We start from the raw sequence: 19,475 nt of genomic DNA, 5'->3' as shown, positions 1-19,475 counted from the left end.
AGCGCTGGGGGGGGCGTCGGCCGGCCGGCTCCGGCGGACGCCCTATGCCGTCAGAAGTCCCCGTCTCCGAGGAAGTCCGTGTCCTCGCCCTCTTCCTCCAGGGCCTGGCGGACGACACGGAGGGCCATGCCCTCGGGGTAGCCCTTGCGGGCGAGCATGCCGGCGAGGCGGCGGAGTCGCTTGTCGCGGTCGAGGCCGCGGGTGGCGCTCAGCTTTCGGGCGACCAGTTCCCGGGCGGTCGTCTCCTCCTGCTCGGAGTCGAGCTGGGAGACGGCCTCGTCGATGAGTGCCGAGTCGACGCCCTTGGTGCGCAGTTCCCGGGCGAGTGCGCGGCGGGCGAGCCCCCGTCCGTGGTGCCGGGACTCCACCCAGGCGCCGGCGAAGGCGCCGTCGTCGATCAGGCCGACCTCTTCGAACCGCGACAGCACCTCGTCGGCCACCTCATCGGGGATCTCCCGCTTGCGCAGGGCGTCAGCGAGCTGCTTGCGGGTGCGCGGGGTCCCGGTGAGCAGGCGCAGGCAGATCGCCCGTGCCCGCTCAGCCGGGTCCCCTGAAGACTCCCCCCGCTCGGCCCTCGACGAGGAAGGGGCGCCTTCGTCCTCACCGGGCGCGTCCCCGAAGCCGCGTCGGCGCCGTCCGCGTGCCCGGCCGCCGCGCGTTCCGGCGGTGCCGCGGCCGGGCGCGCCGCCCCCGTGCGGCTCGTCGCCCGCGCCGGCCCGGTACCCGCTGCCGTCGTCCTCATGGCTGTCCTGGCCGCGGTGTCCGTCGTACGGGTGACCGTCGTCGTCCCCCGTCGGGGCGGAGTCCGGGTGGCCCCCGGTGCCCCTCCCCCGTGGGGCACCGGGGGTGGCGTACTCGTACTCGGCCCAGTCGGTTCGTCGTGTCACGGGTCAGCTCTTGGCTGCGGCGGCCTTGGGCTTGGTGGCCTTGGCGGCAGCGGGGGCGGGCACCGTCTTGGCGTCGTCGGCGGCAGCGGCGGTCCCCGCGGCGTCGGCAGCCGACTCGGCGGCGGGCTCCTCCGGCCGGACCCCCACGCCCAGCTTCTCCTTGATCTTCTTCTCGATCTCGTTGGCCAGGTCGGGGTTGTCCTTGAGGAAGTTGCGCGCGTTCTCCTTGCCCTGGCCGAGCTGGTCGCCCTCGTACGTGTACCAGGCGCCGGCCTTGCGGACGAAGCCGTGCTCCACGCCCATGTCGATCAGGCCGCCCTCGCGGCTGATGCCCTGGCCGTAGAGGATGTCGAACTCGGCCTGCTTGAAGGGCGGGGCGACCTTGTTCTTCACGACCTTGCAGCGGGTGCGGTTGCCGACCGCCTCCGTGCCGTCCTTCAAGGTCTCGATGCGGCGGATGTCGATGCGCACGGAGGCGTAGAACTTCAGCGCCCGGCCACCGGTCGTGGTCTCCGGGGAGCCGAACATCACGCCGATCTTCTCGCGGAGCTGGTTGATGAAGATGGCGGTGGTCTTGGACTGGTTGAGCGCGCTGGTGATCTTCCGCAGCGCCTGGCTCATCAGACGGGCCTGCAGACCGACGTGGCTGTCGCCCATCTCGCCCTCGATCTCCGCACGCGGGACGAGCGCGGCGACGGAGTCGATGACGATGAGGTCGAGGGCGCCGGAGCGGACCAGCATGTCCACGATCTCCAGGGCCTGCTCGCCGTTGTCCGGCTGGGAGAGGATCAGGTTGTCGATGTCGACACCGAGCTTGCGCGCGTACTCGGGGTCGAGGGCGTGCTCGGCGTCCACGAAGGCGACCTGGCCGCCGGCCTTCTGGGCGTTCGCCACGGCGTGCAGGGTCAGGGTCGTCTTACCGGAGGACTCCGGTCCGTAGATCTCCACGACACGGCCGCGCGGCAGGCCGCCGACGCCCAGGGCGACGTCGAGTGCGGTCGACCCGGTCGGGATGACCTCGATGGGCTCCTTCGACCGCTCGCCCATGCGCATGACCGCGCCCTTGCCGAATTGCCGTTCAATCTGTGCGAGCGCGGCGTCGAGCGCCTTCTCGCGGTCGGTTCCTGCCATGGGTTCCACCCGGTTTGCTTGAGTCGATCGCTTCACGTCAAAGACGCTAACGCCTGCCACTGACAATGCGCCCCGACGCCGGCCCAGCCTGTGGACAACCGCGGGACCTTTCCCGACATACCGGGTCGAAATCCCCTACCGGAAGCCTTGCCTGAGCTCCTATAAGAATGGATGTTCGATTTTGGTGTCAAGCGCGCCACGCGGCCACCGGGACTGCTCCCCCACCGCCTCCCGGGCAGCCGGGTGCCGCTACTCCCGGTGGCGTACCGAGGGTGTCTTCGACCGGACGACGACGGTGCGGACCGCCCCCGGGAGCCTTGGCCCATGAGGATTCCGAGGGTTCCGCGCACGGTGGACCGCGTATGTCACGTCACCGGATCGCTGCTGGTCCTGGCCGGTCTGGTGCACCTGGTGGTGTTCGCCGTCGACGGCGGCCCCTGGGACGGTCCCGTCTCCTGGCGCAAGCCCGTCACCTTCGGGCTCTCCTTCGGGGTGACGCTGATCGCGATCACCTGGGTCACGTCGTACCTGCGGACCGGTGAGCGGCTGCGGACGGTCCTGCTGCTCGTCCTCGCCGCGGACTGCGTGGTGGAGGTGGGCGGCATCACGCTCCAGGCCTGGCGCCGGGTGCCCTCGCACCTGAACATGGAGTCGCCCCTGAACACGGCCGTGTCCATGACGCTCGCGGTGGGCGGCGGTGTCCTGGTGGCCGTGCTCACGGTCTTCGCCGTCGCGTCCTTCCGGCACCGGCCGGCGGGCCCCGCGGGTATGCCGCTCGCGGTGCGCTCCGGGTTCGCGCTGCTGCTGGTGGCGCTGGCCTCGGGCGCGGCGATGATCGCGCGCGGTGTCGTCCTGACCCGGACCGGACACCAGGAGGCCGCCTACCACTCGACGGCTCCGCTCAAGCCGCTGCACGGCGTGAGCCTGCACGCCGTCCTCGTCCTCCCCCTGCTCGCCCGGCTGCTGGCCCGCACGCCGAGGGGCGAGCGCACGCGCGAGCGGATCGTGGCCGCCGCGACGGGCTGCTACGCGACGGCCGTCGCGGCGGCGGGCGTGTGGGCGGCTCTCACCTACTGACGCCGCCGCGCGCGCACCCGTGCGGGCATCTGCCGGGCCGCACCCCGGGAGGGGGGCCGGGCCCCCGCCGGGCCGCACCCCGGAAGAGGCGGCCGCTACGACGGCTCCTCCGTCCCGGGCCGGCCCGCCCACAGCCGGCGTACGCGCACGAGCACACCGGGGCTGCTCGACCTGCTGCCGCGGTGACCGAGGACCCGGGGGTCGTCCGTGACGTCGTACCGCTTCACGTACGCCCCGAGGAACGCCTGCAGGGTGGCCACCGCGGGGATGGCGATCAGGGCGCCGACGGCACCGAGCAGGGCGGTGCCCGCGATGACGGAGCCGAAGGCGACCGCCGGGTGGATGTCGACCGTCTTCGCGGTCAGCTTGGGCTGCAGCATGTAGTTCTCGAACTGCTGGTAGACCACGACGAAGACCAGCACCCACACCGCGTACCAGGGATTGACGGTGAACGCGATCAGCATGGGCAGCGCGCCCGCCAGGTACGTCCCGATGGTCGGGATGAACTGCGAGACCAGGCCGACCCACACGCCGAGCACGGGCGCGTACGGCACGCCCAGCGCCTCCAGCAGGATGTAGTGCGCGACCCCGGAGATGAGCGCCATGAGGCCGCGCGAGTAGAGGTAGCCGCCGGTCTTGTCGACGGCGATCTCCCAGGCGCGCAGCACCTCCGCCTGGCGTGCCGGCGGCAGGACGGAGCACAGGGCGCGGCGCAGCCGGGGCCCGTCGGCCGCGAAGTAGAACGAGAACAGCGCGACCGTCAGCAGCCGGAAGAGCCCGCCGAGCACCTGCGCGGAGACGTCGAGCACGCCCGCCGCGCTGTTCTGGGCGTACTTGCGCAGCCAGTCGGAGTGGAGCAGACCCTCCTGGACGTCCACCCGCCGGAGCTCGGTGTGGAAGGACTGGTTGATCCAGTTGATCAACGAGTCCAGGTAGTCCGGGAATCCCTCGACCATCTTGATGATCTGCCCGGCGAGCATGGAGCCGAGCAGGGTGATGAACCCGGCGGTGACGACCGCCAGCCCGAAGAAGACCAGGAAGGTGGCGAGCCCCCGGCGCATGCCGCGGGCGGCCATCCGGCTCACCGCGGGCTCTATCGCCAGGGCCAGGAAGAACGCGATCAGGATGTTGATCAGCAGCGCGGTCAACTGGTGGAAGGCCCAGCTGCCCAGCTGGAACGCCGCGATCAGCGCGAGCGCGAGCACCATGGCGCGGGGCAGCCAGCGTGGCATGCGCGCGGCCGGGGCGACGGTGCCGGCGGCCAGGGGCCGTTCGGGCGGCGTCGCGCCGGTCGGATCTGCTGGCCGGGCGGGCGGCTGGTTTTCCTCGTCAGTGGGTGCCACGCGCCCAGTCTCGCCGACTCCACCGACAACCGGCGCCCACCTGCGCCTTTCGTGACCGAGAAGTTCCGTTCGGCCGCCGCCGCCACGGCCCGGACCAGGACATTTCAGTCAGCTGTCGGCCGGGCGGCCGTCAGCGCCTCTCCCCTGGCACGTTCATGACCGTACAGACCACGCGCCATACCTCCTTGGCGTCCCAGCCGGCGTCGAGCGCCTGGTTCACGGTGCGTCCACCCAGGTCCGACATGACGTGATCGCGCGCGAACGTGTCGGCGTACCCCGGACCGAAGTGCTCCGCCATCCGCTGCCAGAAGACCGTCAACCGCATGACACCAGTATCCCGCCCCTGAGAGTGGGCCCCGCCCGGGACCGCTTGCCGAGACCGCTTTCCGCCCTACGGTCTGACGCATGGCCGAATCAGGACCTACCCGATCCCCCGCCGCACCCCTGACGCGTTCCCCGCTCTTCCGCGCCGAGCAGTTCGTGTGGCTCACCGCGCGCGTGCTGGAGCAGCGTCTCTTCGCGTACCACTTCCTGCACGGCGCCCCGGACGCGGTGGAAGCGGCGCTGGACGCCTACCGCGACGAGGACGGCGGCTACGGGCACGCGCTGGAGCCCGATCTGCGCGGACCGGTGAGCCAGCCCCTGCACACCGCCCACGCGCTGCGGGTGCTCGACGCCATCGGGCGCTGCGCCGGACAGCGGGTCGAGCGGGTGTGCCGCTATCTGACCGCCGTCTCCACACCGGACGGCGCGCTGCCGGCGGTCCGTCCCGGCCAGCGCGGGTATCCGACGGCACCGTTCGTCCCGGTCGTGGACGATCCGCCCAGCGAGCTGCTGGCCACCGGCCCCGTCGTCGGTCTGCTGCACCGCAACGAGGTGTGGCACGCCTGGCTGTTCCGGGCCACCGACTTCTGCTGGCGGGCCGTCGAGTCCCTGGAGAAGTCCCACCCCTACGAGGTGGAGGCCGCCGTGGCCTTCCTGGACTCCGCGCCCGACCGCCCACGCGCGGAGGCGGCCGCCGACCGGCTGGGCCGCCTGGTGCGGGAGCAGCGGCTCGCTGCGCTGGACCCGGACGATCTCGGCGCGTATCCGGTGGCGCCCGGCTACGCCCCGGGCGAGCACCACTTCCCGCACGACTTCGCGAGGAGCCCGGCGTCGCTCGCGCGCGCGTGGTTCACCGACGGCGAGATGGCCCGCTCGCTGGACCACCTGGCCGCCGAGCAGCAGGAGGACGGCGGCTGGCCCGTCCGCTGGCGCCAGTGGGCGGCCGCGCCCACGCTCGAGGCGCGCCCCATGGTGACGATCGAGGCGCTGCGCACGCTCAGGGCGTACGGCCGCTTCGTGGGCTGAGCGGACCCCGCGGCGGTCGGCCCGGAGCCCGTTCGTCGGCCGAGGCGGTCCGCCCGGACCCAGGGCCTGTCGTTTGGATCATGCCGGCGTCGCGGGGCGTGGTGCGTGCAGCACGCCCCGCTCGGGTCGGCAGACAAGGCACCGTGAGCCAGGCCGGCCTGATCCAAACGACAGACCCTAGCCCGTGCGCCGACTGCGTCCTGCCCCGTGCGCCGACCGCGTGACCGCGCCCCGCCTCACCCGCCGAGGGCTCGCACAGCCGCCGTCACCAGCACGGCCGCCGCCACGACCAGCAGGAACGGCGCACGCAGCACCAGTGCCACGGCGGCCGCGCCGAGACCCGCCGCCCGCGCGTCCAGGACGAGCGCGTGCCCGTCGGCGAACGTCTGCTGGGCCGTGAGCGCGGCGAGGAGGGCCACCGGCAGCAGGGCGGCGAGCCGGCGCACGAAGGGGCGTTCCATGGCGCCCGCGGGCACGAGCAGCCCCGCGAGCTTGACGGCGTAGCAGCCGAGAACGGTCACGCCGATCGCCATCCAGACGTTCACCGGTCCTCCTCCACATCGCCCCGTCCGCCGTTGCCGTGCTGTCCGTCCCGACCGTCCTGTCTTTCCGGTCGACCCGCTCCTGCGAGACCGGCGGGATCCGCGGGTCCCCCGGGTCCCCGGGACACGGCGGCCGCGGCCCGTCGCCCCGGTCCGCCGCGGCGGCCCTCGACGAACAGCGCGACCGGCGCCGCCAGCGCCGCCACCAGGACCGGCACGCCGGCCGGCAGGACGGGCAGCAGGACGAGGCCCAGCAGGACCGCGAGGCCCGCGACCGCCCGTTCGGTGGTGGTCTTGAGCATCGGCGCGAGCAGGGCCAGGAACACCGCGGGTCCGGCCGCGTCCAGGCCCCACGCGCGCGTGTCGCCGATGGCCTTGGCACCGAGAGCGCCGAGCAGCGTGGTGAGGTTCCACAGCACGTACAGGCTGAGCCCGGTGACGGTGAAGCCGATCCGGGCCGCCCGCCGGGTCGGCTGGGCGAGGGTGACCGCGGTGGTCTCGTCGATCACCCACTGGGCGGCGAACGGCCGTACCGCGCGCGGAAGGGCGAGCACCTGCGACAGGCGCAGCCCGTAGAACGCGTTGCGCACCCCCAGGAAGAAGGCGCCCGCTGCGGCCGTGAACGGGTTCCCGCCGGCGGCGAGTGCTCCGACCAGCGCGAACTGCGAGGCGCCGGTGAACACCAGGAGGCTGAGCGCGCAGGTCTGGAGGAGACCGAGTCCGCTTCCCGCCGAGGTCACCCCGAAGGCGAATCCCGACAGGCCGACGGCCACGCCGACCCCGAGCGCGTCCCGGACGACGGACGCGTCCGGTTTCTCCGTGCTGTCGGCGGTCGTGTCCGCCGGTGCTGTCTGCTGTGCCACGCCCCGCACGCTACGGGCGGACGTCAGCGCGGGTCTTGTACGTTCTTGCGCTCACGCTGGTAGGCGCCCGGGGGCACGCCGACGATCCGTGCGAAGTGCCGGTTGAGGTGGGGCTGGTCGGTGAAGCCGACGGCGACGGCGGCCTCGGCCGGGACCGTCCCCGCGTCCAGCAGGAGCCGCGCGCGGCGCACCCGCGCGTCGGTCAGCCAGGTGTGCGGTGGCATGCCGTAGGCGTCGCGGAACGCCCGCAGCAGCGCGAACGGGCTCGTGCCGAAGTCGGCGGCGAGCTGTTCCAGGGTCGGCGGCTCGGCCATCCGCTCCTCCAGCACGGCACGCGCGCGTGCGGCGATGCGGGCTCCGGAGCTCCGTGTCCGCCGCTGGGGCAGCGGGCCGCCGTTCAGCCGCAGCAGCCGCGTCACGGCGACCCGCAGCAGGGTGTCGGCTGCCAGTGCGTTGCCCTCGTCGGCGGCGCGGAGCACCTGGTGGACCAGGCGGACGGTGTACGGGTCGTCGAGGACGGGGCTGACGAAACCCGGGGTGCCCCTGAGTGTGCTGGTCTCGGCGGCTATCGCGGAGACGACCTCGGGCGACGGGTAGAGGGCGCCGTACCGCCAGCCCTCCGGGACGCCGGCCCGGCCGGTGTGCGGGGTGTCGGGGTTGACCAGCGCGAGGGCGCCGGCGCCGGCGGACACGTCGGAGCCGCCGTGGTGGAAGACCTCCACCCCGTCGGCGATGGCCGCGATCACGAAGTGCTCGTGGGTGTGGCGGACGAAGGTCTTGCTGACGTACCGGGCCCGGAGCAGATCGACACCGGGCAGCTCCTCGTACCGCCAGTGCCGCGCCCGTTCCAGCGACCGCCGCTGCGCAGCGGACCTCTCGGACCCGGGCCGCGGCGCACCGAGCCGGCCCCCGGTCGGCCGGTCCTCGCCCCGTCCAGCTGTGCCCTCCATACCCTCATTCTCCGCCCCACCGCCCCCGACCGGCCTCCGCCCCCGCCTCGGCGTACGGCATCCGCCCAGGTCAGCGCGATTGTCAGTGACCGGGTGCAGGATGGAAGGCATGGTCAGCTCCGCACACCGAGCCCTCGACGGCTTCTCGCCCGCGACCCGCGGCTGGTTCACGGGGGCGTTCTCCGCGCCCACCGCGGCCCAGGCCGGCGCGTGGCAGGCCATCGGGGCGGGCTCGGACGTGCTGGTGGTCGCCCCGACGGGGTCCGGCAAGACGCTGGCCGCGTTCCTCGCCGCGCTGGACCAGCTGGCCTCCAGTCCGCCGCCGGCCGACCCGAAGAAGCGCTGCCGGGTGCTGTACGTGTCTCCGCTGAAGGCCCTGGCGGTCGACGTCGAGCGCAACCTGCGCAGCCCGCTGACCGGCATTCGCCAGGAGTCCGTGCGCCTGGGGCGGCCCGAGCCCGAGATCAGGGTCGGCATCCGCTCCGGCGACACCCCGGCCGCGGAGCGGCGCGCCCTGTCCACGCGCCCGCCGGACATCCTCATCACCACTCCCGAGTCGCTGTTCCTGATGCTGACCTCGGCGGCGAGGGACGCGCTGACCGGCGTGGAGACGGTGATCCTGGACGAGGTGCACGCGGTCGCGGGCACCAAGCGCGGCGCGCACCTCGCGCTCTCCCTGGAGCGGCTGGACGAGCTGCTGCCGAAGCCCGCCCGCCGGATCGGCCTGTCCGCGACGGTCCGCCCGGTGGACGAGATCGCCCGGTTCCTGTCGCCGCGCCGCAGGGTGGAGATCGTCCAGCCTGAGTCGGGCAAGGAGTTCGACCTCTCCGTGGTCGTCCCGGTCGAGGACATGGGCGAGCTGGGGGGCGCCCCGGCGGCGGACGCGTCCGAGGGCGGGGAGCGGCCGTCGATCTGGCCGCACGTGGAGGAGCGGATCGCCGACCTGGTGCAGTCCCACCGCTCCACGATCGTCTTCGCCAACTCGCGGCGGCTGGCGGAGCGGCTGTGCAACCGGCTGAACGAGATCGCGTACGAGCGGGCGACCGGCGAGACCCTGGACGAGCACCACTCCCCCGCCGAGCTGATGGGCGGCTCCGGTGCCGCGGCGGGCGCGCCCCCGGTGATCGCCCGGGCGCACCACGGCTCGGTGTCCAAGGAGCAGCGTGCCCTGGTGGAGGAGGACCTGAAGGCGGGCCGGCTGCCCGCAGTGGTCGCCACGTCCAGCCTGGAGCTGGGCATCGACATGGGCGCCGTGGACCTCGTCGTCCAGGTGGAGTCCCCGCCCTCCGTCGCGTCCGGTCTGCAGCGCGTCGGCCGCGCGGGGCACCAGGTCGGCGCCGTCTCCACGGGTGTCGTCTTCCCCAAGTACCGGGGTGACCTCGTGCAGTCCGCCGTCGTCACCGAGCGGATGCGCACCGGTTCCATCGAGTCCCTGCGGGTGCCCGCGAACCCGCTGGACGTGCTCGCGCAGCAGCTGGTCGCGATGACGGCGCTGGACACCTGGCAGTTCGACGACCTGCTGGCCATGGTCCGCCGTGCGGCGCCCTTCGCCTCGCTGCCCGAGTCGGCGTTCACGGCGACCCTCGACATGCTCGCGGGCCGCTATCCGTCCGACGCGTTCGCGGAGCTGCGCCCGCGCGTGGTGTGGGACCGCGTGACCGGCGAGATCAACGGCCGTCCGGGCGCCCAGCGGCTGGCCGTCACCTCCGGCGGCACGATTCCCGACCGCGGCCTGTTCGGGGTCTTCCTCGCCGGTTCCGACCCGAAGAAGGGCGGCGGCCGGGTCGGCGAACTCGACGAGGAGATGGTCTACGAGTCCCGGGTGGGGGACGTCTTCACGCTGGGCACGAGTTCCTGGCGGATCGAGGACATCACCCGCGACCGGGTCCTGGTCTCCCCCGCGCCGGGCGTGCCGGGCCGGCTGCCGTTCTGGAAGGGCGACCAGCTCGGCCGCCCGCTGGAACTGGGCCGGGCGGTGGGCGCGTTCCTGCGCGAGGTCGGCTCGCTCTCCAAGGACGACGCCCGGCTGCGTCTGCTCACGGCGGGCCTGGACGCCTGGGCCGCGGACAACGTGCTGTCGTACCTGGACGAGCAGCGCGAGGCCTGCGGTCATGTCCCGGACGACCGGACCATCGTCGTGGAGCGTTTCCGGGACGAGCTGGGCGACTGGCGGGTGGTGGTCCACTCCCCCTTCGGTGCTCAGGTCCACGCCCCCTGGGCACTCGCCCTGGGCGCCCGTCTGTCCGAGCGGTACGGCATGGACGCCCAGGTCATGCACGCCGACGACGGAATCGTGCTGCGCCTGCCCGACGCCGACCTGATGGGCCTGGACCTGCTCGACCAGGAGCCGGTGAGGGCCGGCACCGAGTACGACGGCGAGCAGGCGCCCATCGGGGCGGCGGACGTCCTCTTCGAGAAGGGCGAGGTCGACCAGATCGTCACCGACCAGGTCGGCGGCTCGGCCCTGTTCGCCTCCCGGTTCCGCGAGTGCGCGGCGCGTGCGCTCCTGCTGCCGCGCCGCAATCCCGGCAAGCGCACCCCGCTGTGGCAGCAGCGTCAGCGGGCGGCGCAACTGCTCCAGGTGGCGAGCGAGTTCGGGTCGTTCCCGATCGTCCTGGAGGCGATCCGCGAATGCCTCCAGGACGTCTTCGACGTCCCCGGGCTCGTGGAGCTGATGGGCGACATCGAGTCCCGCAAGGTCCGGCTGGTCGAGGTCACCACCCCGGAGCCGTCCCCGTTCGCCCGTTCCCTCCTCTTCGGGTACGTCGCCCAGTTCCTGTACGAGGGCGACTCCCCGCTCGCGGAGCGCCGCGCGGCCGCGCTCTCGCTGGACTCCCGGCTGCTGGCCGAGCTGCTGGGCCAGGCCGAACTGCGCGAGCTGCTCGACGCGGAGGTACTGACCGAGCTGGAGCGCGAACTCCAGTGGCTGACGGAGGACCGCCGGGTCAAGGACGTGGAAGGGGTGGCCGACGTGCTGCGGCTGCTCGGCCCGCTGACCGACGCCGAGCTGGCCGAGCGGGGCGCGGATCCGCAGTGGGCGCGGGAGCTGGCCGGTGCCCGCCGGGCCATCAAGGTCCGTATCGCCGGCGCCGACCACTGGGCGGCGGTCGAGGACGCGGGCCGGCTGCGCGACGCGCTCGGCACGGCGCTGCCGGTCGGTGTCCCCGAGGCGTTCACCGAGCCGGTCAAGGACCCGCTGGGCGACCTCCTCGCGCGCTATGCCCGCACCCACGGCCCGTTCACCTCGGCCACCGCGGCCGCCCGCTTCGGTCTCGGTGTCGCCGTCACCGAGGGCGCTCTGCAGCGGCTCGCGGCGAGCGGCCGGGCCGTCCAGGGCGAGTTCCACCCGGCGGGCATCGGCCAGGAGTGGTGCGACGCGACCGTGCTGCGCCGTCTGCGCCGCCGTTCCCTGGCGGCGCTGCGGCACGAACTGGAGCCGGTGCCGCCGGCCGCGCTCGCCCAGTTCCTGCCGCAGTGGCAGCACATCGGCAAGGGCCACGGTGTGCGCGGTGTCGACGGACTGGTGCGCGCCATCGAGCAGTTGCAGGGCGCCTCGGTGCCCGCCTCCGCGCTGGAGAAGCTGGTCCTGCCCTCCCGGGTGGCGAACTACACCCCCGCGATGCTGGACGAGCTGACGGCCGCGGGCGAGGTGATCTGGGCCGGCGCGGGTGCCCTGCCCGGCAAGGACGGCTGGGTCTCCCTCTACCTGGCCGACGCGGCCCCGCTGCTGCTGCCGCCACCGCACCCGCTGGAGCTGACCGCGCTGCACCAGTCGGTCCTCGACGCCCTGTCCGGCGGCTACGGACTGTTCTTCCGGCAGATCGCCGACCAGGTACGCGCCACCACCCATCCCGACGCCACCGACCCCCAACTGGCCGACGCCCTGTGGGACCTGGCCTGGTCGGGACGGCTCACCAACGACACGCTGGCGCCGATGCGCTCCCTGCTGGGCTCGGGACGCACGGCCGGCTCGACGGCCCACCGAGCCAAGCGCAGCGTCCCGCGCGGCCGCTACGGCTCCCTGACCGCCGCCGCCCGTACCGCCTCCCGCACCGGCCCGCCGACCGTCGCGGGCCGCTGGTCCCTGCTCCCCGCCGCGGAACCGGACGCCACCGTGCGCGCCCATGCGCTGGCCCGGCTCCTCCTCGACCGGCACGGGGTGGTCACGCGTGGCGCGGTCGCCGCGGAGGGCGTCGAGGGCGGTTTCTCGGCGGTGTACCGCGTGCTGTCCGTCTTCGAGGAGAGCGGCCAGGCGCGGCGCGGTTACGTGGTCGAGGGTCTGGGCGCGGCCCAGTTCGCCATGGACGGAGCGGTGGACCGCCTCCGGGCCGTGTCCAACGCCCGCGAGCGGGGCGAGGCGCTGCCCGCCGGGGCCACCGCGAACGGCTTCGCCGTGCCGGGACTTCCGAACGGCTTCACCGGCCCGGGCTCCGCGGGCGGGTTCCTGGACGCGAGCGGCGCGGACACCGACGGCGCTCCGCACGGTCACCCGTCCGAGGCGGCCTTCGACGGCGCCGACGGCGGGTTCGCGCATCCCGGTCTCGACGGTGACTTCTCCTGGCCGCCGGCGGACCGGCCGACCGCCCGCGACGAGTACGTGTCGCCCCGGGACCTCCCCGACCCCTTCGCCTCCCCCGGCTACGGCGGCCCGCGAGGCGGCGGCCCAAGCGGCTACGGCTCGTCCGGGAGCCGGGCGTACGGCAACGTCCGTCCGTCCGCGCCCGACCCCCGAGCCGTGGTCCTCGCGGCGGCCGACCCGGCGAACGCCTACGGCGCGGCCCTGCCCTGGCCGGAGCCGCCGACCGGAGCCGGGCACAAGGCCGGCCGCAAGGCGGGCTCCCTGGTCGTCCTGGTGGAGGGCGAGCTGACGCTGTACATGGAGCGTGGCGGCAAGACACTGCTGGCCTGGCCCGCCGACGCGGAGACCGCGGCCGCGGACGACGCCCGCCTGCGCACGGCCGCCGAGGCCCTGGCCGTCGCCGCCCGGGCCGGCTCCCTGGGCACGGTCACGGTCGAGCGGATCAACGGCGCCCAGGCCCTGACCTCCCCGTGGGCACCCTGCTGGAGGCCGCCGGGTTCGTGGCGACCCCGCGCGGCCTGCGCCTGCGCGCGTGACCGGCCGTGACCGGCCGTGCGTGACCGGCGCCGAGCGCCCCGCCCGCCCCACCGTGGCACCCTTGACGCATGCCCGAAGGTGACACGGTCTGGCAGGCCGCGAAGCGGCTGCGCGACGCCCTGGCCGGCCAGGCGCTGACGCGTAGCGACTTCCGGGTGCCGAAGTACGCGACGGTCGATCTCACCGGCCGCAGGGTGCTCGACACGATCTCCCGTGGAAAGCACCTGCTCACCCGGTTCGAGGGCGGCCTGACCCTGCACACCCACCTGCGCATGGAGGGGGCGTGGAAGGTGTTCGGCGCGGGCGAGCGCTGGCGGGGCGGACCGGCGTACCAGATCCGGCTGATCCTCGGCACCGCGGACCGCACGGCCGTCGGTTACCGCCTGCCGGTGCTGGAGCTGCTGCGCACGACCGAGGAGGAACAGGTCGTCGGCCATCTCGGGCCCGATCTGCTGGGCCCGGACTGGGACCCCGAGCGGGCCCGGGCCAACCTCCTCGCGGACCCGGGCCGCCAGCTCGGCGAGGCTCTCCTGGACCAGCGCAATCTGGCCGGGATCGGCAACGTGTACAAGAGCGAGCTGTGCTTCCTGCTCGGCGTGACCCCGTGGCTGCCGGTCGGGGCGCTTCCGGCGGACCGCCTCGAGAAGCTGCCCGCCCTCGCCCAGCGGCTGCTGGAGACGAACCGCGAGCGCCCGGTCCGGCAGACCACGGGCCTGCACCGGTACGACCTGTTCGTCTACGGCCGCGCACCCCGTCCCTGCCTGCGCTGCCGCACCCCCGTCCGCGTGGCCGACCAGGGCGACGGATCCCAGGACCGCCCCACCTACTGGTGCCCCACCTGCCAGGCGGGTCCCGCACCCGGCCCGGGAGCGCCCCAGCGCTGGCGGGACCGCTACCCCCGCCGCACCGCCTGACCGGCCCACCCCGCCCAGCCCCGCGCCCGGACGCTCGAAACCACCGTCGACGACCCGCGATCACCCGGGCGTTCGGGCGCACCCCCGCCTGGCGCCCTTCGACACACGTGTGTTCATCCGCCGACCGCACGACAATTGACGACCCGTCAGAAATACTCGTACGGTCCCCACATGGCTCTCACGGCGTACGACCTCAGCGGGCGCACCGCGTTCGTCACCGGGGCTGCCGGCGGTATCGGCCGGGCCTCCGCCGTCCTGCTCGCGGAGGCGGGCGCGACCGTGCACTGCGCCGACCGGGAGCCGGACGGCCTGCACGGCACGGCGGCACTGATCAAGGACCGCGGCGGCACGGCCCACCCGCACGTCCTCGACGTCACCGACCGGGCCCGGCTCGCCGAGGCCGTCCGGTCCTGCGGCCGCCTCGACGTGCTGGCGGCGATCGCCGGCATCATGCACAGCAGCCCCGTCCTCGACACCCGGGACGAGGACCTCGACCGGGTACTGGAGGTCAACTTCAAGGGCGTGCTGTACGCCTGCCAGGAGGCGGCCCGCCTGATGCTCGACCGGGGCACCCGGGGAAGCATCGTCACGATGGCGTCCGGCGCCGTCGACACGGGCGGTGCGGGTCTGCTCTGCTACGGCGCGGCGAAGGCGGCCGTGGTGCAGCTGACGAAGACGCTGGCCACCGAGATGGGCCCGCACGGGATCCGGGTCAACGCGATCGCGCCGGGCTGGGTCCACACTCCCATGACGAACCGCCACGACCGCGAGGCGCAGGCGCACACCGAGACCGTGATGGCCCGCATGGCGCCGCTCGGCCGGGTCGGCGAACCGGACGACATCGCGCACGCGGTGCTTCATCTGGCCTCGGACGCGTCGGCCTTCACGACGGGTCAGATACTTCGCCCGAACGGGGGTGTGGCGATGCCCTGGTGACGTCACCCACCCACCAGGCCGCACCCCAGCGTCCCTTCGGCACGGCCCCGGAGGCACGTCCCATGGGCGCGCAGTGCACCGGGAGGACGCTCAGCCCCCAGCCGCCGGCCACGACGGCTCCTTCCAGCACGCCCGAGTCCTCCCCCAGGGCGAGCCGCAGCACGGCCCACCACCACACCGCGCCGAACCCGAGGGCGACCCCCCAGCGCACCGCCCGCACTCGCCCCACCATGCCCGCCACCACCTCCAGCCGGACGCTAGACCGCCGCCTGCCCCGGGTGGGAGGCGCATCACGGGCTCATCGGTGCACCGCCGGACCACGCACCGTCGGCACGCGGCGGCGACGCGGCACCGGGCGACGAGCCCCCGCCCGCCGGCCTACGCGTGCTCCGCCTGGAACATCCAGTGGTGCTTCTCGAGGTCCGCCGTGATCCCGATGAAGATGTCCTGCGACACCGGGTCCGCCTCGCCGGTGCCGTTGACCCGTTCCCGCATCCGGGTGATGACCGCGCCGAGCGCCGCCACCATCGTCCCGACCGCGTCCGTGTCCTTGATCCAGCCGGCCGGCGTGGTCTTGATGCCGCTGCCGGAGGCCACCGTGGCGGCCCGGCCGTCGGGCGGGACGCCCAGCGCGGAGGCACGCTCGGCCACCGTGTCGGAGTGGGCGCGCGCCGAGTCGACGACCTCGTCGAGCTGGAGGTGGATGGACCGGAAGCGCGGGCCGACGACGTTCCAGTGGATCTGCTTGGCGACGAGCGCCAGGTCCACCAGGTCGACGAGAGCGCCCTGCAGCGCCTCGGACACGGTCTTGAGGTCCGCGTCGGACAGCGGGCTCTTCACGACGTACATGCCACTTCCTCCGGTGCTCGGGCGCGCTCACGTCCCTCCACGATGACCGCAGCGCCCGGCACCGGCAACGCGAAAGCCCCGGCGGTCCTTCCAGGTTCACCTGGCGAAACCGGCCGGGGCCTCACTCGTATCGGGTTACTGGGCCGCGCACGCGAAAATCACGCGGCGACGACGTCCACCGCCTCGGCGGGCGCCTTGATGGTCACCCGTTCCGGTGGCACACCGGTCACCGACACGGTACCCAGCATCGGACGGACCGACGAGGGCACGGACTCGGTGGCCGCGGCGGACTGCGCCAGTTCGGCGAGCGCCAGCTCGTCGCTCACTTCACGCATGAGTTCCGACATCCGTACGTCCAGCGCGTCGCAGATGGCGGAGAGCAGCTCGGAGGAAGCCTCCTTCTGCCCCCGCTCCACCTCGGAGAGATAGCCGAGTGAGACTCGGGCGGACGAGGAGACTTCGCGCAGAGTACGGCCCTGGCGTTGGCGCTGCCGACGCAGCACGTCACCCAGCAGGCGACGGAGCAGAATCATCGGTGGCTCCCTCCTCGGACCGCGTAGCCGCATCCTTCACGCCCCACCGTACCGCCTTGCGCCGCGGCCGTGCGGGGAGCGATGTCGTGTTCACTCAGGGCTGCAAACATCAAAACCCCCCGTTCCGTTCCGTATCCTGTGCCCGCTCATTCCCGGTCTGTTCGCCCGCAAGCCGCTCCAGGAGCACTGCGAGTACGCTCCGTACACTCTCCATACGAATTTCCGCACGGCTGCCGTTCAACCGCAGGGCCTCGACTTTTCCGCCACCGGCGCAACCGGGACGGACGGTCAGGGGCCCGTCGACGGCCACGAAGACCGTCCCGACGGGCTGTCCGTCCTGCGGATCGGGGCCGGCGACTCCGGTCGTCGCGATGCCCCAGTCGGCCCCCAGGGCCTTGCGCACGCCTACCGCCATCTGGCCCGCGACCTGCGGGTCCACGGCTCCGCGCTGCGCCAGCAGAACGGGGTCGACGCCCAGCAGCTCGTGCTTGAGCGCGGTGGCGTAGGCGGTGACCGAGCCCCGGAAGACCTTGGACGCCCCGGGCACGCTCGTGATCTCCGCCGCTACCAGGCCACCCGTGAGCGACTCGGCGACGGCGAGGGTCTCACCCCTCACTGTCAGTAGTCGCACCACTTCGGTGGCCTGTGCCGTCACGCTTCCGTCTCCTCCAACGCCGCCGCGCGCTCGGCCATTCCCTGCCGACGCAGGACAATGGCCTGTCTTACGTAGTCGAGGCCGGTGACGACGGTGAGGACGACCGCCGCGGCCATCACCCAGAACCGGAGGGTGGCCAGCCAGCCCGTCAGCGCCAGGACGTACATCCCGACGGCCACGCCCTGGGTGAGCGTCTTGAGCTTGCCCCCGCGGCTGGCGGGAATCACGCCGTAGCGGATGACCAGGAAGCGCAGCAGGGTGATGCCGAGCTCCCGGCCGAGGATCACCGCCGTCACCCACCACGGCAGGTCGCCGAGGCCGGAGAGACAGATGAGCGCCGCCCCCATGATCGCCTTGTCGGCGATGGGGTCGGCGATCTTCCCGAAGTCGGTGACCAGGTTGTAGGTGCGCGCCAGGTGGCCGTCGAACAGGTCGGTGATCATGGCGATGGCGAAGGCCGCCCAGGCCAGCGAGCGCCAGGCCGGGTCGTAGCCGCCGTCGGCCAGCATCAGCGCCACGAAACCGGGGACCAGGAGCAGCCGGAGCATGGTCAGCAGATTGGCTACGTTCCAGACACTCGCCTGGTTGACGGCCGCCGCGGCGATCTTCGCGCCGCGCGCGGGCCGGCCGCCGCTCTCCGCGTCGGCGCCCGCGCCCCCGGCGTCCGCGGCACGGCCGTCGGGGCCGGTGACGGAAGCGGGCGCGGACCCGGGGACCGGGCCGGCGGGACCAGGGGCAGAAGGGGAGACCTCGGAGACGACGCCGTCGGCGGCGGCACCCCGCGCGCCGTGCGCGCCGGAGGAGCCGCCCGCGGCGGATGCCGGGACTCCGGTCATCTGCCCGCCTCCTCGGTACACACGGGCGAGCCGGTCAGCGGCTCGGCCACCAGGTCGACACCTTCCGTACCGACCACCTTCGCCTCGACCATACGTCCGACGCTCAGGCCTTCGCCGCTCGTGAGCAGCACCTGGCCGTCCGTCTCGGGGGCCTGGTGCTCGGCACGGCCGTACACGCCCTCCTCGGCGTCCACCGACTCGACCAGCACGTGCACCGTCTGGCCGACGCGCTCCTCGGCGCGCTGCGAGACGAGTTCCTCGGCGAGCCGGGAGATGTGCGCCAGACGCTCGGCGACGACGTCCTCGTCCAGCTTGTTCTCGTAGGTGGCGGCCTCCGTGCCCTCCTCGTCGGAGTACCCGAAGACACCGATGGCGTCCAGGCGGGCGCCGTTCAGGAAGCGCTCCAGCTCGGCGAGGTCGGACTCGCTCTCGCCGGGGAAGCCGACGATGAAGTTGGAGCGCACACCGGCCTCGGGGGCCTTGCTCCGGATGGTGTCCAGCAGCTCGAGGAAGCGGTCGGTGTCGCCGAAGCGGCGCATGGCGCGCAGCACGTCGGGAGCGGAGTGCTGGAAGGACAGGTCGAAGTACGGCACGACCTTGGGCGTCGAGGTCAGTACGTCGATCAGCCCGGGGCGCATCTCGGCCGGCTGGAGGTAGCTGACCCGCACCCGCTCGATGCCGTCGACGTCCGCCAGGTTGGGCAGCAGGGACTCCAGCAGGCGGATGTCGCCCAGGTCCTTGCCGTAGGAGGTGTTGTTCTCGGAGACCAGCATGATCTCCTTCACGCCCTGCTCGGCCAGCCAGCGGGTCTCGTTCAGCACGTCGCTGGGGCGGCGGGAGATGAACGAGCCGCGGAAGGACGGGATGGCGCAGAAGGAGCAGCGCCGGTCGCAGCCGGAGGCGAGCTTCACCGAGGCGACCGGGGAGCCGTCCAGGCGGCGGCGCAGCGGGGCGCGGGGGCCCGAGGCGGGCGCCACGCCCTCCGGGAGGTCGGTGGGGCCGTGGCCGGGCAGGGCGACGGCGGCGGCCGATTCCTGCCGCTCGGCGGGGCTGATCGGCAGCAGCTTGCGGCGGTCGCGCGGGGTGTGGGCGGCGTGGATGCCGCCGGACAGGATGGTCTGCAGGCGGTCGGAGATGTCCGCGTAGTCGTCGAAGCCGAGCACGCCGTCGGCCTCGGGCAGCGCCTGGGCCAGTTCCTTGCCGTACCGCTCGGCCATGCAGCCCACCGCCACGACGGCCTGGGTTCTGCCGTGGTCCTTGAGGTCGTTGGCCTCCAGCAGGGCGTCGACGGAGTCCTTCTTCGCGGCTTCCACGAAGCCACAGGTGTTGACCACGGCGACGTCGGCGTCCGCGGCGTCCTCGACGAGCTGCCAGCCGTCCGCCTCCAAACGGCCTGCGAGCTCCTCGGAATCCACCTCGTTACGAGCGCAGCCGAGAGTGACGAGTGCGACGGTACGGCGTTCAGGCATGGGCTCAAGACTACTTTGTCTCAC

General features: G+C 73.4%; 18 protein-coding genes. 5 read left to right on the top strand and 13 right to left on the bottom strand.

From position 1 onward, the window contains the following. Positions 1-50: 50 nt before the first annotated feature. Positions 51-887 (bottom strand): recombination regulator RecX, encoded by an 837-nt coding sequence (gene recX / locus N8I86_RS27855; RefSeq protein WP_263278961.1) that lies wholly within the window; start codon positions 885-887, stop codon positions 51-53. Positions 888-890: 3 nt separating this feature from the next. Further along, positions 891-2,018 (bottom strand): recombinase RecA, encoded by a 1,128-nt coding sequence (gene recA / locus N8I86_RS27850; protein ID WP_263278960.1) that lies wholly within the window; start codon positions 2,016-2,018, stop codon positions 891-893. Positions 2,019-2,342: 324 nt separating this feature from the next. Between recA and N8I86_RS27845 the strand changes: the two genes are divergently transcribed. After that, complete coding sequence (locus N8I86_RS27845; protein WP_263278959.1) at positions 2,343-3,095, top strand: hypothetical protein; 753 nt, start codon at positions 2,343-2,345, stop codon at positions 3,093-3,095. A 95-nt stretch (positions 3,096-3,190) separates the two neighbouring features. On the opposite strand, the gene N8I86_RS27840 is transcribed toward N8I86_RS27845, so the two are convergent. Continuing rightward, entirely contained in the window at positions 3,191-4,438 is a 1,248-nt protein-coding gene (locus N8I86_RS27840) for an AI-2E family transporter (protein ID WP_198960483.1), read from the bottom strand. 130 nt (positions 4,439-4,568) lie between these two features. Further along, positions 4,569-4,763 (bottom strand): DUF3046 domain-containing protein, encoded by a 195-nt coding sequence (locus tag N8I86_RS27835; protein WP_263278958.1) that lies wholly within the window; start codon positions 4,761-4,763, stop codon positions 4,569-4,571. An 80-nt stretch (positions 4,764-4,843) separates the two neighbouring features. On the opposite strand from N8I86_RS27835, the gene N8I86_RS27830 reads away from it, so the two are divergent. Further along, positions 4,844-5,788: a hypothetical protein gene (locus N8I86_RS27830; RefSeq protein ID WP_185091619.1), complete on the top strand. Its 945-nt coding sequence runs from the start codon at positions 4,844-4,846 to the stop codon at positions 5,786-5,788. A gap of 236 nt (positions 5,789-6,024) precedes the next feature. Here the strand turns inward: N8I86_RS27830 and N8I86_RS27825 are convergent, their stop codons facing one another. Genes N8I86_RS27825 through N8I86_RS27815 form a run of 3 tightly spaced genes read right to left on the bottom strand, consistent with a single transcriptional unit; the run spans position 6,025 to position 8,143 of the window. Further along, positions 6,025-6,333 carry an AzlD domain-containing protein gene (locus N8I86_RS27825; RefSeq protein ID WP_073897794.1) on the bottom strand — a complete coding sequence of 103 codons (309 nt, stop codon included), beginning with the start codon at positions 6,331-6,333 and terminating at the stop codon, positions 6,025-6,027. Continuing rightward, on the bottom strand, positions 6,330-7,193 hold the full coding sequence (locus N8I86_RS27820) for an AzlC family ABC transporter permease (RefSeq protein ID WP_263278957.1): 864 nt from the start codon (positions 7,191-7,193) through the stop codon (positions 6,330-6,332). Before N8I86_RS27820 ends, N8I86_RS27825 begins: the two co-directional genes overlap by 4 nt. A gap of 23 nt (positions 7,194-7,216) precedes the next feature. Beyond that, positions 7,217-8,143: an AraC family transcriptional regulator gene (locus tag N8I86_RS27815; protein WP_317633621.1), complete on the bottom strand. Its 927-nt coding sequence runs from the start codon at positions 8,141-8,143 to the stop codon at positions 7,217-7,219. Positions 8,144-8,252: 109 nt separating this feature from the next. On the opposite strand from N8I86_RS27815, the gene N8I86_RS27810 reads away from it, so the two are divergent. From N8I86_RS27810 to N8I86_RS27800, 3 genes are all read left to right on the top strand, one after another. Then, on the top strand, positions 8,253-13,268 hold the full coding sequence (locus tag N8I86_RS27810) for an ATP-dependent helicase (RefSeq protein WP_404830837.1): 5,016 nt from the start codon (positions 8,253-8,255) through the stop codon (positions 13,266-13,268). A gap of 59 nt (positions 13,269-13,327) precedes the next feature. Continuing rightward, the gene (locus N8I86_RS27805; protein ID WP_073897798.1) at positions 13,328-14,173 is read left to right on the top strand and encodes an Fpg/Nei family DNA glycosylase; all 846 of its coding nucleotides are present in this window, start codon (positions 13,328-13,330) and stop codon (positions 14,171-14,173) included. Positions 14,174-14,344: 171 nt separating this feature from the next. Beyond that, on the top strand, positions 14,345-15,109 hold the full coding sequence (locus tag N8I86_RS27800) for an SDR family NAD(P)-dependent oxidoreductase (protein WP_263278956.1): 765 nt from the start codon (positions 14,345-14,347) through the stop codon (positions 15,107-15,109). Here N8I86_RS27800 and N8I86_RS27795 read toward each other — a convergent pair. From N8I86_RS27795 to rimO, 6 genes are all read right to left on the bottom strand, one after another. Next, positions 15,057-15,341, bottom strand: coding sequence for a hypothetical protein (locus N8I86_RS27795; protein WP_263278955.1), 285 nt, complete (start codon positions 15,339-15,341; stop codon positions 15,057-15,059). The genes N8I86_RS27800 and N8I86_RS27795 overlap by 53 nt on opposite strands. Positions 15,342-15,487: 146 nt before the next feature. Further along, a complete protein-coding gene (locus tag N8I86_RS27790; protein WP_263278954.1) occupies positions 15,488-15,958 on the bottom strand; it encodes a Dps family protein in 471 nt (156 codons plus the stop codon). A 158-nt stretch (positions 15,959-16,116) separates the two neighbouring features. After that, entirely contained in the window at positions 16,117-16,491 is a 375-nt protein-coding gene (locus N8I86_RS27785) for a helix-turn-helix domain-containing protein (RefSeq protein ID WP_073897804.1), read from the bottom strand. 109 nt (positions 16,492-16,600) lie between these two features. Beyond that, the gene (locus N8I86_RS27780) at positions 16,601-17,146 is read right to left on the bottom strand and encodes a CinA family protein (protein WP_263278953.1); all 546 of its coding nucleotides are present in this window, start codon (positions 17,144-17,146) and stop codon (positions 16,601-16,603) included. After that, positions 17,143-17,982: a CDP-diacylglycerol--glycerol-3-phosphate 3-phosphatidyltransferase gene (gene pgsA / locus N8I86_RS27775; RefSeq protein WP_073897808.1), complete on the bottom strand. Its 840-nt coding sequence runs from the start codon at positions 17,980-17,982 to the stop codon at positions 17,143-17,145. Before pgsA ends, N8I86_RS27780 begins: the two co-directional genes overlap by 4 nt. Continuing rightward, positions 17,979-19,451 (bottom strand): 30S ribosomal protein S12 methylthiotransferase RimO, encoded by a 1,473-nt coding sequence (rimO, locus tag N8I86_RS27770; RefSeq protein WP_073897810.1) that lies wholly within the window; start codon positions 19,449-19,451, stop codon positions 17,979-17,981. The genes pgsA and rimO overlap by 4 nt, the downstream gene beginning before the upstream one ends. Between the last annotated feature and the right edge of the window lie 24 nt (positions 19,452-19,475).

It is taken from the genome of Streptomyces albidicamelliae (assembly GCF_025642175.1).
In the GTDB taxonomy this organism is placed as follows: Bacteria; Actinomycetota; Actinomycetes; order Streptomycetales; family Streptomycetaceae; genus Streptomyces; species Streptomyces albidocamelliae.
The sequence above is the reverse complement of the archived record's forward strand: the minus strand, read 5'-3'. Positions and strand labels throughout refer to the sequence as shown.